General features: G+C 69.1%; 12 protein-coding genes. 8 read left to right on the forward strand and 4 right to left on the reverse strand.

What is annotated here, in order from left to right; translation table 11 throughout:
• Window positions 1-34 precede the first annotated feature (34 nt).
• Window positions 35-2,083, reverse strand: a complete 2,049-nt coding sequence (gene prlC, locus OP497_RS14900; RefSeq protein WP_280549784.1) for an oligopeptidase A — start codon at window positions 2,081-2,083, stop codon at window positions 35-37.
• Window positions 2,084-2,187: 104 nt separating this feature from the next.
• Between prlC and OP497_RS14905 the strand changes: the two genes are divergently transcribed.
• From OP497_RS14905 to OP497_RS14915, 3 genes are all read left to right on the forward strand, one after another.
• Complete coding sequence (locus OP497_RS14905; protein ID WP_280549786.1) at window positions 2,188-3,528, forward strand: sodium-dependent transporter; 1,341 nt, start codon at window positions 2,188-2,190, stop codon at window positions 3,526-3,528.
• A gap of 50 nt (window positions 3,529-3,578) precedes the next feature.
• Window positions 3,579-4,121: a gamma carbonic anhydrase family protein gene (locus OP497_RS14910; RefSeq protein ID WP_280549788.1), complete on the forward strand. Its 543-nt coding sequence runs from the start codon at window positions 3,579-3,581 to the stop codon at window positions 4,119-4,121.
• 87 nt (window positions 4,122-4,208) lie between these two features.
• The gene (locus tag OP497_RS14915) at window positions 4,209-4,880 is read left to right on the forward strand and encodes a metal-dependent hydrolase (protein ID WP_280549790.1); all 672 of its coding nucleotides are present in this window, start codon (window positions 4,209-4,211) and stop codon (window positions 4,878-4,880) included.
• On the opposite strand, the gene OP497_RS14920 is transcribed toward OP497_RS14915, so the two are convergent.
• From OP497_RS14920 to OP497_RS14930, 3 genes are read right to left on the reverse strand one after another with little or no spacing between them, the layout of a single operon-like run.
• Entirely contained in the window at window positions 4,856-6,238 is a 1,383-nt protein-coding gene (locus OP497_RS14920; protein ID WP_280549793.1) for a sigma-54 dependent transcriptional regulator, read from the reverse strand. The genes OP497_RS14915 and OP497_RS14920 overlap by 25 nt on opposite strands.
• The gene (locus OP497_RS14925) at window positions 6,231-8,141 is read right to left on the reverse strand and encodes an ATP-binding protein (RefSeq protein WP_280549795.1); all 1,911 of its coding nucleotides are present in this window, start codon (window positions 8,139-8,141) and stop codon (window positions 6,231-6,233) included. Before OP497_RS14925 ends, OP497_RS14920 begins: the two co-directional genes overlap by 8 nt.
• Window positions 8,142-8,149: 8 nt before the next feature.
• A complete protein-coding gene (locus OP497_RS14930) occupies window positions 8,150-8,923 on the reverse strand; it encodes a GntR family transcriptional regulator (RefSeq protein ID WP_280549797.1) in 774 nt (257 codons plus the stop codon).
• Window positions 8,924-9,255: 332 nt separating this feature from the next.
• On the opposite strand from OP497_RS14930, the gene OP497_RS14935 reads away from it, so the two are divergent.
• The 5 genes from OP497_RS14935 to OP497_RS17540 are packed head-to-tail and all read left to right on the forward strand — an operon-like array spanning window position 9,256 to window position 15,004.
• Window positions 9,256-10,011: a (Fe-S)-binding protein gene (locus OP497_RS14935; protein WP_280549799.1), complete on the forward strand. Its 756-nt coding sequence runs from the start codon at window positions 9,256-9,258 to the stop codon at window positions 10,009-10,011.
• The gene (locus OP497_RS14940; RefSeq protein WP_280549801.1) at window positions 10,008-11,474 is read left to right on the forward strand and encodes a LutB/LldF family L-lactate oxidation iron-sulfur protein; all 1,467 of its coding nucleotides are present in this window, start codon (window positions 10,008-10,010) and stop codon (window positions 11,472-11,474) included. The genes OP497_RS14935 and OP497_RS14940 overlap by 4 nt, the downstream gene beginning before the upstream one ends.
• The gene (locus OP497_RS14945) at window positions 11,474-12,163 is read left to right on the forward strand and encodes a lactate utilization protein C (RefSeq protein ID WP_280549803.1); all 690 of its coding nucleotides are present in this window, start codon (window positions 11,474-11,476) and stop codon (window positions 12,161-12,163) included. The genes OP497_RS14940 and OP497_RS14945 overlap by 1 nt, the downstream gene beginning before the upstream one ends.
• Entirely contained in the window at window positions 12,160-14,877 is a 2,718-nt protein-coding gene (locus OP497_RS14950) for an FAD-binding and (Fe-S)-binding domain-containing protein (protein ID WP_348533127.1), read from the forward strand. The genes OP497_RS14945 and OP497_RS14950 overlap by 4 nt, the downstream gene beginning before the upstream one ends.
• The gene (locus OP497_RS17540; protein WP_348533128.1) at window positions 14,822-15,004 is read left to right on the forward strand and encodes an FAD-linked oxidase; all 183 of its coding nucleotides are present in this window, start codon (window positions 14,822-14,824) and stop codon (window positions 15,002-15,004) included. The genes OP497_RS14950 and OP497_RS17540 overlap by 56 nt, the downstream gene beginning before the upstream one ends.
• The last annotated feature ends 109 nt before the right edge of the window (window positions 15,005-15,113 follow it).

Consider the following 15,113-nt stretch of genomic DNA (forward strand, 5'->3'; position numbering starts at 1 on the left):
ATGGGCCGCCGAGGGACCCGGCGGCAAAACCTTCTCAGGCGGCACGGATGCCACTGTGGCGCAGCAGCGGCTCGACGCTGGGCTCGCGGCCGCGGAAGGCGCGGAACAGCTCGGCGGCGTCGCGGGAGCCGCCGCGCTCGAGGATCTCGGTGCGGAAGCGCCGGCCGGTCTCGGGGTCGAAGATGCCGGCTTCCTCGAAGGCACTCCAGGCATCCGCGGAGAGCACCTCGGCCCACTTGTAGCTGTAGTAGCCTGCCGCATAGCCGCCGGCGAAGACGTGGCCGAAGCCGTTTTGGAAGCGGTTGAAGTCGGCCCGCGGGACCACGGCGACGGCATCGCGCACCGCCTCGAGCAGCGCCTGGATGTCGGCGGCCCTCGGGGCGGCGAGCTCGCGGTGCAGGCGGAAGTCGAACAGCGAGAACTCCAGCTGGCGCACCATGCCCATGGCGGACTGGAAATTCTTGGCCGCCAGCAGCCTCTCGAAGAGCGCCTCGGGCAGCGGCTCGCCGGTCTCCACGTGGCCGGCGATCAGGTCGAGCCCCTCGCGTTCCCAGCAGAAGTTCTCCATGAACTGGCTGGGCAGCTCCACCGCGTCCCAGGCCACGCCGTTGATGCCGGAGATGTCGGCGACGGTCTGGCGGGTCAGCATGTGGTGCAGGCCGTGGCCAAACTCGTGGAAGAGGGTGGTGACCTCGTCGTGGGTCAGCAGCGCCGGGGCGTCCCCCACCGGGCGGGTGAAGTTGCAGGTCAGGTAGGCCACCGGTAGCTGCACCGCGTCGCCTTCCAGGCGGCGGACCCGGCACTCGTCCATCCAGGCGCCGCCGCGCTTGCCCTCGCGGGCATAGAGGTCGAGGTAGAAGCCGGCGATGGGGGCGCCGTGCTCGAGGATCCGGAAGTAGCGCACGTCGGGGTGGTAGTGCGGGGCCGTCGCGTCCTCCGCGAAGGTGACGCCGTAGAGACGCTCGACCACCCGGAACAGGCCGTCGACCACCTGCGGGGCGGGAAAATAGGGGCGCAGCTGCTCGTCGGAGATGGCATGGCGCGCCTCGCGCAGCTTCTCGCTGGCGAAGCCCACGTCCCAGGGCGCGAGCACCTCCATGCCCAGCTCGTCGCGGGCATAGGCCGCGAGTTCCGCATACTCCTCCTGGGCCTGGGGCACGGCGCGCGCGGCCAGGTCCTCGAGGAAGGTGACTACCTGGTCGGGCGATTCGGCCATCTTGGTCGACAGGGAGTAGTCGGCGTAGTCGCTGAAGCCCAGCAGTTCGGCCAGCTCGTAGCGCAGCGCGAGGATTTCCTCCATCACCGGGGCGTTGTCGTACTCGCCGGCGTTGGGGCCCTGGTCGGAGGCGCGGGTGACGAAGGCGGTGTAGATCTCGCGACGCAACTCGCGGTCCTCGGCGTAGGTCATCACCGGGAAGAAGCTGGGAAAGTCCAGGGTGATGCGGTAGCCGGCCAGGCCCTTGGCCTCGGCATTGGCCCGCAGGCTGGCCAGCGCGCTCTCGGGCAGGCCGGCGAGGCGGGTCTCGTCGGCGAGGTCCAGGTGCCAGGCCTGGGTGGCGTCCAGCAACTGGTTGGAGAAGGTGTTGGAGAGCTCGGAGAGGCGCGACTTGATCTCGCCATAGCGCTGCTTCTTCTCGGCGGGCAGGTCCACGCCGGCCAGGCGGAAGTCGCGCAGCGCATTCTCCACGGTGCGACGCTGGCCCTCGTCGAGGGTCTCCCAGGCGGGACCGTTGCGCAGCGCCTGCCAGGCCTGGAACAGCCCCTCGTGCTGGCCGATCCAGGTGCTGTAGTCGGAGAGCCGGCCCAGGCAGGCCTGGTAGGCCTCGCGTAGCTCGGGGTTGTTCATGGTGCCATTGAGGTGGGAGACCGGCGACCAGGCCCGCGCCAGGCGGTCGTTGAGGGCCTCCAGCGGGGCGGCCAGGCTGTCCCAGCCCGGGGCAGCGGTCTCGGCGCGCGCCACGAGTTCCTCGATGGCCGTGCGGTTTTCCGCCAGCAGCGCTTCGATGGCCGGCACCACGTGGTCGGGCCGGATGGCATCGAAGGGGGGCAGTTCGTGGGGGTCGAGCAGCGGATTGCGGGACATGTATACCTCGGGTCGGAATAGGGGAATGGGTCTTAGATGCGGGCGGCCGCGGCGGGTTTCAATGTGCTAGGCTTGCGCCCTTTTCAGGCTCGCGGAGTGGACCCATGAACGAGACGCTGGAGCGCTGGAGCACGCGGCGCGCCTTCATCCTGGCGGTGACCGGGGCAGCGGTGGGGCTCGGCAACATCTGGCGCTTTCCCTACATCGCTGGCGAGAACGGCGGTGCCGCCTTCCTGCTGCTCTACGTGGCCTTCGTGGTGCTGCTGGGGCTGCCGGTGATGATGGCCGAGATCCTGATCGGCCGCGCCGGGCGCCGCAGCCCCATGCAGTCGCTGGGCCATCTGGCCGGCCAGGCCGGGGCGAGCCCCCACTGGCGCTGGCTGGGACTGTTCGGCGCCTTCACGGTGTTCTGCATCCTCTCCTTCTACTCGGTGGTCTCGGGCTGGTCCATCGAATTTCTGGTGGCCGCGGTCAATGGTGACTTCGTGGGGCGCAGCGCGACGGAGATCGGCGCCGACTTCGATGCCTTCCTCGCCGACCCCGGGCGCATGACCTTCAACCATACCCTCTTCCTGATGATGACCATGCTGGTGGTCGCCGCCGGGGTGGCCAAGGGGCTGGAGAAGCTCAACAACCTGCTGATGCCGATGCTCTACCTGTTGCTGCTGGTGCTGGCGGGCTACGCGGCCACCACCGACGGCTTCGGTCCGGCGCTGGCCTGGCTGTTCCTGCCCGACCTCTCGGCGGTGACGCCCATGGTGATGCTGCAGGCCATGGGCCACGCCTTCTTCACCCTGGCGGTGGGCGCCTGTGCGCTGATGGCCTATGGCGCCTACATGCCCGACCACCAGAGCCTGCCCCGGGCCGCCGTCTCGGTGGCGGTGCTCGACGTGACGGTGGCCCTGCTGGCCGGGATCGCCATCTTCTCGGTGGTGTTCGCCCAGGGCATGGATCCCGGCGAGGGGCCGGGGTTGATGTTCGTGACCCTGCCGGTGGCCTTCGCCGAACTGCCCGGGGGCCCGCTGTGGCTGTCGCTGTTCTTCCTGCTGCTGCTGCTGGCCACCTGGACCTCCTCGATCAACCTGGCCGAGCCCATGGTCGCCACCCTGCAGGGCTGGGGCCTGCGGCGCGGGGCGGCGGCGGCCGTGGTGGGGCTGGCGGTCTGGGGGCTGGGGATGCTCTCGGTGTTCTCCTTCTCGAGCCTGGCCGAGACTCGGGTGTTGTTCGGCATGAATCCCTTCGAGCTGGTCAGCACCATTCCGCCGGAGATCTTCCTGCCGCTGGGCGGGCTCTTGATCGCCATCTTCGCCGCCTGGGTGATGCCCGAGGCGACCACCCTGCGCGCGTTGGATGCCGGCCCCAACGGCTTTCGTGCCTGGCGCGCGCTGCTGCGCTGGGTGTCGATCCCGCTGACGCTGGTAGTATTGTTGGCCGGACTGATCTGAGACGCCTGACCTGACCTGGCAAGACCTGACCTGACAAGAAGAGGTGAACAATGAGCGAGGCAACGAGCCTGCGGCCCTGGAAGGGCCTTGAGCCACAGCTGGGCGCGCGGGTCTATATCGACCCGGCCTGCATGGTGCTGGGCGACGTGGTGCTGGGCGACGATTGTTCGGTGTGGCCCATGGCGGTGATCCGCGGCGACATGCATCGCATCCGCATCGGCGCGCGCACCAGCGTGCAGGACGGCAGCGTGCTGCACATCACCCACGCCAGCGACTTCAACCCCGAGGGGTTCCCGCTGACCATCGGCGAGGAGGTGACCATCGGCCACAAGGCGATCCTCCACGGGTGCACCCTGGGCAACCGCATCCTGGTGGGCATGGGCGCCATCGTCATGGACGGCGCCGTGGTCGAGGACGAGGTGATCATCGCCGCCGGTGCCGTGGTGACGCCGGGCAAGCGCCTGGAGGGCGGCCACGTCTACGCCGGCAACCCGGCCAAGGCGCTGCGCCCGCTCAAGGAGCAGGAGCGGGCCTTCTTTCCCTACACCGCAGGCAACTACGTCAGACTCAAGGACGAATACCTGGCCGGCTGAGCCTGTCGCCAGTTGGCAACTAGTTGTTTTTTCTGGCCATGTTGCGCATAATCTGGATGTTCATCCAGTATTTTTGAGTCTCTGCACATGGCCGATTTTCGTACCCATCTTGGCGTCGCCGTAGCCGGTGGCGCATTGCTTGGTCTGGGTGGCTGGCAGGCTACCCAGCTATCCGCCAGCGACGCCGCCTCCCTGGCCGTGTTGATCGCTTTCGGCGGGATTCTGCCGGATATCGACGCCGACAACTCCCATGCCATCCGCCTGATCTTCACCTTGCTCGCCGTGCTGTCGGTGGTGGTGGGCGCCCTGCTGTTGCAGGAATGGCTCAGCCCCGGGGCCCTCATCGTCGCCTGTGGCGGGCTGTATATCGGCGTTCGCTATGGGCTGAGTGCCGTGTTCAAGCATTTCTCGGTGCATCGCGGTATCTGGCATTCGCTGCTGGCTGCGCTGTTGTGCGGGCTGGCGACCACGGTGGCCAGTTATCAATGGCTCTCGCAGGGCGCCTGGATGGCCTGGGCCCACGGCGCCGGCCTGGCGCTGGGCTTCGGGATCCACCTGCTGCTTGACGAGCTCTACAGCGTCGACCTCACTGGGGCGCGTCTCAAGCGCTCCTTCGGCACCGCCCTCAAGCCGTTCGACTGGCGCGAGCCGGGCAACTCCCTGATGATGCTGATGGCGGCGGCGAGCCTGGCCCCCTGGCTTCCCCCCTGGGGGCCGCTGCGCGAGGTGCTCCGTCAGGGCGCCTCGCTCTGGCGGTAGTCTTCGGCCTTGAGGCCGTACTTCCTGAGCTTGTCGTAGAGGGTCTTGCGCGGCAGCCCGAGCTGCTCGCAGGCTTCACTGACGCGGCCGCGATGGCGGGCCAGGGCCTGGTCGATCAGGCTCTTCTCGAACAGCTCCACCTGCTGGGGCAGGGCCAGGTCGCCGCTGTCGCTGTCCACCCCCTCGAGAAGGGCGTCCAGGCGGTAGTCGCAGGTGGCGCCGAGCAGCACGTAGCGCTCGGCCAGGTTACGCAGCTCGCGCACGTTGCCCGGCCAGTCGTGGGCGAGCAGCGCCGAGATGCCGCCGGCATCCAGCGGCGGCGCCTCCAGGCCACTGCGGTTGGCGGCCACCACGGCGAAGTGCTGGAACAGCAGCGGGATGTCCTCGCGCCGCTCGCGCAGCGGGGGGATCGGCAGGGTGACCACCTCGAGCCGGTAGTAGAGATCCTCGCGGAAGCGTCCCGCCTCGGCTGCGGCCTTGAGGTCGACCTTGGTGGCGGCGATCACGCGCAGGTTCAGGGGCACCGGCACGTTGGCGCCCAACCGCTCGATGGAGCGTTCCTGGAGTACCCGCAGCAGCTTGACCTGCAGCGACAGCGGCATCGACTCGATCTCGTCGAGGAATACCGTGCCCCCCTGGGCATGCTCGAACTTGCCGATGCGCCGCTCCACGGCCCCGGTGAAGGCGCCCTTCTCGTGGCCGAACAGCTCCGACTCGATGATGCTCTCGGGGACGGCGCCGCAATTGATGGCCACGAAGGGGTGGCCGCCGCGGCGGCTGCGCTCGTGGATGGCCCGTGCCACCAGGTCCTTGCCGGCCCCGGTCTCGCCGAACAGCAGCACGTCGGTCTCCACCTGGCTGATGCGCTGGACCATGGAGGCGAGGCGATGGATGGCCGGCGCACGGCCCACCAGGCGCGGGCCCGGTGCCGATTGCTGGGCCTCGAGCTCGGCCTTGAGCTCGCGGTTCTCGAGGCTCAGGCGGCGCTTGTCGATGCCGCGGTGCACCATCTCCACCAGGCGTTCACCGGCGAAAGGCTTCTCCAGGAAGTCCCAGGCGCCCTCGCGCATCGCCTCCACGGCAGTGGAGATGTCGCCATGGCCGGTGATCAGGATCACCGGCAGGTCGGGGTCGCGGCCGCGCACCTCGCGCAGCAGGGCCATGCCGTCCATGCCGGGCATGCGGATGTCGCTGACGATCACCCCTGGGAAGTCCGGCGTCAGGGCCGCCAGGGCGGCCTCGGCGCTCTCGAAGGCGCGGGGCTCGTAACCCGCGAGTTCCAGGGTCTGGCCGGCGGTGATGCGCAGGTGCGCCTCGTCGTCGATGATCATCACCGGAAGGGTCGCCGGCTCATGCATGGGTGTCGTGCTCCTCGGGCCTGGTGTCGCCGGTCGCCTCGGGACCGGGGTCGCGGGGCAGGGTAATGGTGAAGCGGGCGCCGCCGCCAGGGGCGTTGTCAGCCGCCAGCCGGCCGCCCAGGTCGTCGATGATGCGCGCCGAGATCGACAGCCCCAGCCCCAGGCCGCTGCCCGGCGACTTGGTGGTGTAGAAGGGCTCGAAGATCCGTCCCAGGTGTGCCTCGGTGATGCCGGGGCCGTTGTCGATGACCCGGATCCGCACCTCGTCGCCGTCGGGCGCGATGCTCAGCTGCAATCGCGGCGCCGCGGTCTGGGCCATGGCCTGCAGCGCGTTGCCGATCAGGTTGACCAGCACCTGCTCCAGGCGCACCAGGTCGGCGCGCACCCAGGTCTGCTCCTCGGGCCAGACGCGCTCGACGGTGACCCCGGCGTCGCGCAGCCGCGTCTGGAAGAGCCGCAGGGCGTAGTCGAAGCAGGCGGGGACCGAGACGCTGGTGGGCCTGTCGCCACTCTTGCGCGAGAACTGGCGCAGCTGGGCACTGATCTCGGCCATGCGGTCGGTGAGTTCGATGATCTGCGCCAGGTTGCCGCTCGCCGCCGCGGTGCGGCTGCGGGCCAGGAACTCGGCGGCATTCTCGGCATAGGCGCGAATCGCCGCCAGCGGCTGGTTGAGCTCGTGATTGATGCCGGCGGCGAGCTGGCCGAGCACGGCGAGCTTGGCGGCCTGGACCAGCTCGTCGCGGGTCTCGCGCAGCCGTTCCTCGGCGCGGCGGCGCTCCTCGATCTCGCCGGAGAGGCGCCGGTTGGTCTCGACCAGGTCGCGGGTGCGGCGCTGCACGTTGCGCTCCAGCTCGTCGCGGGCCCGGGCCAGGGTGCGCCGCTCCCGCTCGGCGAACTGTTCGCGCTCGCGGCGCAGCCGCAGGCGCTGCCAGCCGATGCCGCCGGCCAGGATCACCACGCCGTAGAGGCCGCCGGCCAGCAAGGCGGCGAGCCACTGGGCCTGAATCACCGGGGCCAGCGATCTAAGGATATGCATCTCCCAGCCGAACGCCGGCATGGGGCGCGACAGGCCCAGGTAGTCGTCCTCGGCCAGCGGGCCGCGCTGGAAGCCGACGCGCTGGCTGTGCTCGCCCGGGGTCTCGGTGATCTCGATGCCGGCGGGGGCCAGCGGCTCGTCGGCATAGCGGCGGGTGTCCAGCAGCGCCTCCCGCTCGTCGTCGGAGAGCGGCTGCAGGGCCCTCATGCGCAGCTCCGGGCGGCTGGCCATGAAGATGATGTCGTCCTTGTCGGTGACCAGCAGCTCGGCATCCTGCTCGCCCCAGCTCGCCTCCACGGCATCGAGCAGCACCTTCACCACCATGACGCCATCGGGGCTGGCGTCCGGTTCGGTGTCGTCGAGCCACACCGGGGCCGAGAAGTAGTAGCCGCGCTCCCGAGACTGCACGCCCAGGCCATAGAAGCGCCCGGGGCGGCCGGCAATGGCATCCTGGAAATAGCTGCGGAAGGCGTAGTTCTGGCCGATGAAGGTGTCGGGACGGTGCCAGTTGCTGGCGGCCAGGGTGTCGCCGTGGCGGTCGATGAGGTAGATATCGGAGACCCCGGCGGTGGCCCGGAAACGGTCCAGCAGCCGGTTGAGCGGCATGGGGTCCTGGCTCTCCGGGGAGGCCAAAAAGCGCCTGACCATCTCCCGCGAGGCGAGCAGGGCGGGCAGGTAGTCGTGGCGAGAGAGGTGGCCGACCAGGCTCGCCGCCGAGAGGCGCAGCTCGTTCTCGGCATCCTGGCGTAGCCCCTGGAGGGCCTGGTCGCGGGCCAGCTGGGCGACCTGCCACATGGCGAGCACCAGTCCGAGGGGCACCAGCAGCCAGAGCAGCTGGCGGACCCGGCGGCGGGAGGGCATCGGCATGGCCGGCCTCAGCGGGAGGTCGTGGGCATGACCTGGGCGCGGCGCAGGGCGCGCTGGGCCCGGGTCTCGGCGCGCTCGACCTCGAGCAGCCCCTCTTCCACGAAGACCAGGTGCTCGTGGGCGCGGGTGCGGGCGTCCTCGGCCCGGCCCTCGAGGATGGCATCGAGCAGGGCACGGTGCTGGGCCATCAGCTTCGGCCGCGAATCGGGTTTCTCGAACAGGTGGGCCAGGTTGTCGACGATGCTCATCTCCAGCAGGTGGAAGATGCCACGGATGGAATGCAGCAGCAGCACGTTGTGGGCCGATTCGGCAATGGCCATGTGGAAGGCCGCGTCGGCGCGGGCCTCGAGCGCCGGGTCACGGCCCTTGAAGCAGGCCTCGAGCTCCTCGAAGCGCGTGATCAGCAGCGCCTTGTCGGTAGGCGTGGAGCGCAGGGCCGCGTAGTAGGCGGAGAGGCCCTCCATGGCATCGCGGAACTCGAGCAGGTCGAGGTGGAATTCCCCGTGTCGCGAGAGCATCTCCAGCAGCGGGTCGCTGTAGCCGCTATTGAGCTCCTCGCTGATGAAGGTGCCGCCGCCCTGGCGGCTGGTCAGCAGGCCGCGGGCCGACAGCTTCTGGATGGCCTCGCGCAGCGAGGGGCGCGAGACGCCGAAACGCTCGGCCAGTTCGCGCTCCGGCGGCAGGCGCTGGCCGGGCTTCAGGCTGCCCTCGAGGATCAGCGCCTCGAGGCGCTCGGTGATGACGTCGGCGAGGCGCGGCTGTCGGACGGGTTGATAGGCCATGGCGGTGGCTCCGGAACACGTGGCGAAAGTCGGCATGGTATCGCCATCAAATTGGTATTACCAAACGCCGCGTCAACGACTCGCCGCCGCTGCCCCGGATTGCTTTGATTTATCCATTGACATCAAGGTGTTGGAAAGAGCGTTGAAGGCAATAGACTAAAGTATAGGCGGGCGGGGCTGGGAAGCGGGCAGCGTGCGTTTGACACTGCAGGTTCCGCCTCCTAATGTGCGGCAACGTCTTCGTGTCAATTGGCTTTACCAATTTACCGTAGCCCGAGCCAATGCTTTCAGCGCAACGCTGCCGTGCCCCTGCACTGTCCAGGATCCTGCCCATGACGCCAGTCAAGCTCTATCCGCCGAAGCCGGAGAAGGTCTACTTCTTCGGGACCTGCCTCGTCGACCTCTTGTATCCGGAGGCCGGCCTGGACGCTATCCGCCTGCTCGAGCGGGAGGGCATCGAGGTGCTCTTTCCCGAGGACCAGACCTGCTGCGGGCAGCCGGCCTACACCTCGGGCTACCAGCAGGAGGCTCGCGCGGTGGCGGCGGCTCAGCTCGACCTCTTCCCCGAGCCCTGGCCGATCGTGGTGCCCTCCGGCTCCTGCGGCGGCATGATGCGCACCCACTACCCCCAGCTCTTTGCCGGCAGCGACCTCGAGGAGCGGGCCAATGAAGTGGCAGGACGGATCCACGAGCTGACCGAATTCCTGGTCCATGTCTGCCACCTCAAGCTCGAGGATCGCGGCGCGCCGGAGAAGGTCGCCATGCACACCTCCTGCAGTGCCCGGCGCGAGATGGGGCTGGCCGAGACCGGACCGGCGCTGCTGGCCCAGCTCGGCAAGGTCGAGCTGGTGGAGCAGGCGCGCGGCGCCGAGTGCTGCGGCTTCGGCGGCACCTTCGCGGTGCGTCATCCCGAGGTCTCCGCCGCCATGGTGGAGGACAAGACCGCGGCCATCGAGGAGGCCGGCGCCCAGCGCTTCGTGACCTCCGACTGCGGCTGCCTGATGAACATCGGCGGCCGCTTCGCTCACCAGAAGACGCCGGTCGAGGGCGAGCATATCGCCAGCTACCTGTGGCGGAGGACCTCATGAGCGTACAGAGCCACGATGTTCAACCCCAAGGCGTTCAAACGTATAGTCCTCGGGAGTTTCACCGCCAGGCCCACGATGCCCTGGGCAATCCGCAGATCCGCGCCAACTTCCGCAAGGCGATGGATGGTCTGATGACCAAGCGCCGCGACAGCTTCGGCGACTGGGACCTGGAGACCCTGCGCGAGCTGGGCGCCAACATTCGCCTCAGGGCGCTCGCCAAGCTGCCCGACCTGCTCGAGCAGCTGGAGGCCAACTGCGAGGCCAACGGCATCCGGGTGCACTGGGCCGAGGACGGTGATCAGGCGTGCCGGATCATCCGCGAGATCTGCGAGTCCCACGACGCCAGCTCGGTGGTCAAGGGCAAGTCGATGGTCACCGAGGAGATGCACCTCAATGCGCACCTGGAGGAAGCCGGCATCGAGGCGCTGGAATCCGACCTCGGCGAGTACCTGGTGCAGCTCAACGAGCAGACGCCCTCGCATATCATCATGCCGGCGATCCATCTCAATACCGACGAGATCTCCGAGATCCTGCATGACAAGACCGGCACCGAGCGCACCCGCGACGTCGACTACATGACCGCGGCGGCCCGCTCCCAGCTGCGCGAGCGCTTCATGGCGGCGGACGTCGGCATCTCGGGCGTGAACTTCGCGGTGGCCGAGACCGGCACCCTGTGCCTGGTGGAGAACGAGGGCAACGGCCGCATGACCACCACGGTGCCGCCGGTCCACATCGCCGTGACCGGTATCGAGAAGGTCGTCGAGCAGCTGCGTGACGTGCCGCCCCTCTATGCCCTGCTGACCCGCTCGGCCACCGGTCAGCACGTCACCACCTACTTCAACATGATCAGCTCGCCGCGCAAGGACGGTGAGCATGATGGGCCCAAGGAGGTCCACCTGGTGCTGGTCGACAGCGGTCGCTCCAGCATCTATCAGGACGACGAGCTGCTCGACACCCTGCGCTGCATCCGTTGCGGCGCCTGCATGAACCACTGCCCCGTCTATACGCGGGTGGGTGGCCATACCTACGGCACCACCTACCCCGGGCCGATCGGCAGCATCCTCTCGCCCCACCTGATGGGCCTGGACGAGACCAAGGACCTGCCCACCGCCTCGAGCCTGTGCGGTGCCTGCGGCGAGGTCTGCCCGGTGAAGATCCCGATCCCCGACCTGCTGGTGCGGCTGCGCCGCGAGTCGGTGGGCGAGGGGCGCGGCAACGTACCCGGCGCCGGCGTCAAGCGCACCCGCAAGGAGGCCGCGGCCTGGAAGGGTTTCCAGTGGCTGGCCACCCATCCCGCCGTCTGGCGTGCCGGCACGGCGGTGGCCGGCAAGTTGAAGGCGCTGATGCCGGCGAAGCTGGGGTCCTGGACCGACTACCGCACCGCGCCCAGGCCGGCGGGCACCACCCTGCATGCGCTGGTCAAGCGTCATCAGGCGAACAAGACCCATGGGGAGGAGCGCTGATGCGTGCCCGCGACGCCATTCTCAAGCGCCTGCGCGAGCGCACCGACGGCCCCCTGAGCGCCCCCGAGAGCGACTTCGCCGTGGTGACCCATAGAGGCTGGAGCCAGGAAGAGCGCCTGGCCCGCTTCGAGCGCTGGATCGTCTCGGTGCACGGCGAGGTGATCCATGCCCCCCGGGATACCTGGACCGACACCCTGGCGAAGGTGCTCGCCGACAAGGGCGTGCGACGCCTGGCGCTGGGCAAGGAGCACCCGGTGGCCGCCGAGGCGCGCCACGCCCTGGCCGATGCCGAGGTGGAGCTGGTCGACGTCGATCGTGCCATCGAGTCCTGGCAGCGCGAGCAGTTCGACCGGGTCGATGCCGGCCTGACCTCGGCGCGAGGGGCCATCGCCGAGACCGGCAGCCTGTGGCTCTGGCCGACGCCCGACGAGCCGCGCCGGCTGAGCCTGGTGCCGCCGCTGCACGTCGCCGTGCTGGATGCCGACACCATCGAGGACACCTTCTTCGATGTCGTCGAGGCCCACGACTGGGCCGGCGGCATGCCCACCAACGCCCTGCTGATCTCCGGGCCCAGCAAGACGGCCGACATCGAGCAGACCCTGGCCTACGGCGTGCATGGGCCCCGCGAGCTGGTGGTGCTGGTGCGCCATGCCGGCGGCGCGGCGGGAGAGGCGGGAGGCAAGGCATGACGGCGTCGAGCGCCTGGTGCGAACTCAAGGCGGCGCTTTCGGCATCGATTCCCGCCGAGCGGCTGATCGACGATCCGCTGCGCACCCTGGCCTACGGCACCGATGCCAGCTTCTACCGGTTGATTCCGGGGCTGGTGGTGCGCCCCGAGAGCGAGGCGGAGCTGCAGTGGACGCTGGCCGAGTGCCGGGCGCGCCGGCTGCCGGTGACCTTTCGCGCCGCCGGCACCTCGCTCTCCGGCCAGGCGGTGACCGACTCGGTACTGATCCAGTTCAGCCGCGGCTGGAGAGCTCATGAAATCCTGGACGAGGGCCGGGCGATCCGCCTGCAGCCCGGGGTTATCGGGGCCCGGGCCAACCAGCTGCTGGCCCCGTACGGGCGCAAGATCGGGCCCGACCCGGCCTCGATCGCCAGCTGCATGGTCGGCGGCATCGCCGCCAACAACGCCTCGGGGATGTGCTGCGGCACCGCCCAGAACAGCTACCGCACGGTGCGCGACATCCGCGTGATCCTGGCCGATGGCAGCCTGCTCGACACCGCCGACCCCGAGAGCGTCAGCGCCTTCCGGGCCTCCCACGGCGAGCTTCTGGTCGGCCTCGAGCGCCTCGCGGAACAGACGCAAGGCAACGCGGCGCTGGCCGAGAAGATCCGCCACAAGTACCGGCTCAAGAACACCACCGGCTACGCCCTCAACAGCCTGGTCGACTTCACGGACGGCATCGAGATCCTCAAGCACCTGATGATCGGCTCCGAGGGCACCCTCGGTTTCATCAGCGCCATCACCTACGACAGCGTGGTCGACGAGCCCCTGAAGGCCGCGGCCCTGGCCTTCTTCCCCGACATGGGCACGACCTGCCGCGCGACCATCGCGCTCAAGCAGGCCCCGGTCTCCGCGGTGGAGCTGATGGACCGCGCCGCGCTGTGCTCGGTGCAGGACCAGCCGGGCATGCCCGACGCGCTCGGACGGCTGCCCGAGGGGGCGGCGGCGCTGCTGATCGACGTGCGCGGCAACGATGCCGCCGAGCTCGAGGCGCGCATGCAGGCGGTGCAGCGGGTCCTCGAGGGCATCCAGACCCTGGAGCCGGTCACCTTTACCCGTGACGCCGATACCTATGCCCTCTACTGGAAGATCCGCAAGGGGCTCTTCCCGGCGGTGGGGGCCGTTCGCGAGACCGGCACCACGGTGATCATCGAGGACGTGGCCTTCCCCATCGAGCGCCTCGACGAGGGCGTGCTGGCGCTCACCGAGACCTTCCACCGCCACGGCTACCGGGACGCCATCCTCTTCGGCCACGCCCTGGAGGGGAACCTGCACTTCGTCTTTCCCCAGGGCTTCGAGAAGCCCGGCGAGGTGGAGCGCTACCAGGCGCTGATGGACGAGGTGGCACGGCTGGTCGGCGTGGAGTACGGCGGGTCGCTCAAGGCCGAGCATGGCACCGGACGCAACATGGCGCCCTATGTGGAGCTGGAGTGGGGGCCCGAGGCCTATGCGTTGATGTGGGCGATCAAGGCGCTCTTCGACCCCGGGAACCTGCTCAACCCCGAGGTGATTCTCAGCCGCAACCCGACGCTGCACCTGGAAAACCTCAAGCCCCTGCCGGCGGCCGACGAGATCGTCGACAAGTGCATCGAGTGCGGCTTCTGCGAGGCGGTCTGCCCGTCGAAGGAGCTGACGCTCACCCCGCGTCAGCGCATCGTCATCGCCCGTGAGCTGGCGAGGCTCGAGACGCTGGGCGAGGCGATCACTGGGGAGGATGCGACGCGCCTGACCGCCCTGCGCGAGGAGTATCGCTACGCGGGCGACGAGACCTGCGCCGCCGATGGCCTCTGCGCTACCCAGTGCCCGGTGGGCATCAATACCGGTGACCTGGTGCGCGCGATGCGTCACGAGCGGGCCCTGGACAAGGCCGAAATCGCGCGGCGCATCGGCCGCCACTTCTCGGGCGCGACCCGCCTGGCCCGAGGTGGATTGAACGCGGCAGGGGTGGCGCGGGCCCTGCTCGGCACCGGCCTGATGGGCAAGGCCAGCGCTGGGGCGCGCCGCCTGAGCGGTGACCGGTTGCCCCAGTGGAGCCCGGCCCTGCCCAGGTCGGCGCCGATCCGGGTGCTGGAGCATGTGTCGTCGGGCGATGCCTCGCGGGACAAGGTGGTCTATCTGCCCTCCTGTGCTACCCGCATCTTCGGCACGGCCCATGACGACAAAGCCGAGGCACGCTCGGTGATGGAGATCACCCTGGCGTTGCTCGACAAGGCCGGCTACGAGGTGGTCCTCCCGGAGATGATTGGTCACCTGTGCTGCGGCATGGCCTTCCAGTCCAAGGGGCAGTTCGAGGAGGCGGCCCACAAGGGGCGCGAACTCAACCGCGAACTGCTGGTGGCGAGCCAGAACGGACGCTATCCGGTGCTCTGTGACACCAGCCCCTGCACCCTGCAGGTGCGGGAGTACCTGGACGAGCGACTCGAGATGCTGGAGCCGGTCGCCTTCGCCCATGACCATCTGCTGCCCCGGCTCGCCGTCACGCCCCTGGACGAGCGGGTCGCCGTGCATGTGACCTGCTCGAGCACCCGCATGGGACTCGCCGACAAGTTCGTCGGGCTGGCGCGGGCCTGTGCCCGGGAGGTGGTGGTGCCGGCGGAGATCACCTGCTGTGGCTTCGCTGGTGAAGGGCTTCACGACCCCGGAGCTCAATGCCTCCGCGCTGGCGGGGCTGGCTGAGCAGGTGGCCGAGTGTAGTGCCGGCTACTCGAACTCGCGCACCTGCGAGATCGGCCTGAGCCAGCACGGCGGCATCCCATACCGCTCGATTCTCTCGCTGCTCGACCGGGCCAGCGGGTCGCCGTGACATATTTCTTCCCGAGGGTCTTGCGCGGTCCCGTGGGAATCCGTAGAGTACGCACTCGCTGCCGGCAACGGGCAACGTTGCAGGCGGTGATGAGTGGCAGAAGTGCTTG

The organism is Halomonas sp. 11-S5 (assembly GCF_029889825.1).
Taxonomy (GTDB): Bacteria; Pseudomonadota; Gammaproteobacteria; order Pseudomonadales; family Halomonadaceae; genus Halomonas.

Excerpts from the sequence above, each read along its gene's own strand:
- prlC (WP_280549784.1), bottom strand. The coding sequence starts at position 2,083 with ATGTCCCGCAATCCGCTGCTCGACCCCCACGAACTGCCCCCCTTCGAT.
- OP497_RS14905 (WP_280549786.1), top strand. The coding sequence starts at position 2,188 with ATGAACGAGACGCTGGAGCGCTGGAGCACGCGGCGCGCCTTCATCCTG.
- OP497_RS14910 (WP_280549788.1), top strand. The coding sequence starts at position 3,579 with ATGAGCGAGGCAACGAGCCTGCGGCCCTGGAAGGGCCTTGAGCCACAG.
- OP497_RS14915 (WP_280549790.1), top strand. The coding sequence starts at position 4,209 with ATGGCCGATTTTCGTACCCATCTTGGCGTCGCCGTAGCCGGTGGCGCA.
- OP497_RS14920 (WP_280549793.1), bottom strand. The coding sequence starts at position 6,238 with ATGCATGAGCCGGCGACCCTTCCGGTGATGATCATCGACGACGAGGCG.
- OP497_RS14925 (WP_280549795.1), bottom strand. The coding sequence starts at position 8,141 with ATGCCGATGCCCTCCCGCCGCCGGGTCCGCCAGCTGCTCTGGCTGCTG.
- OP497_RS14930 (WP_280549797.1), bottom strand. The coding sequence starts at position 8,923 with ATGGCCTATCAACCCGTCCGACAGCCGCGCCTCGCCGACGTCATCACC.
- OP497_RS14935 (WP_280549799.1), top strand. The coding sequence starts at position 9,256 with ATGACGCCAGTCAAGCTCTATCCGCCGAAGCCGGAGAAGGTCTACTTC.
- OP497_RS14940 (WP_280549801.1), top strand. The coding sequence starts at position 10,008 with ATGAGCGTACAGAGCCACGATGTTCAACCCCAAGGCGTTCAAACGTAT.
- OP497_RS14945 (WP_280549803.1), top strand. The coding sequence starts at position 11,474 with ATGCGTGCCCGCGACGCCATTCTCAAGCGCCTGCGCGAGCGCACCGAC.
- OP497_RS14950 (WP_348533127.1), top strand. The coding sequence starts at position 12,160 with ATGACGGCGTCGAGCGCCTGGTGCGAACTCAAGGCGGCGCTTTCGGCA.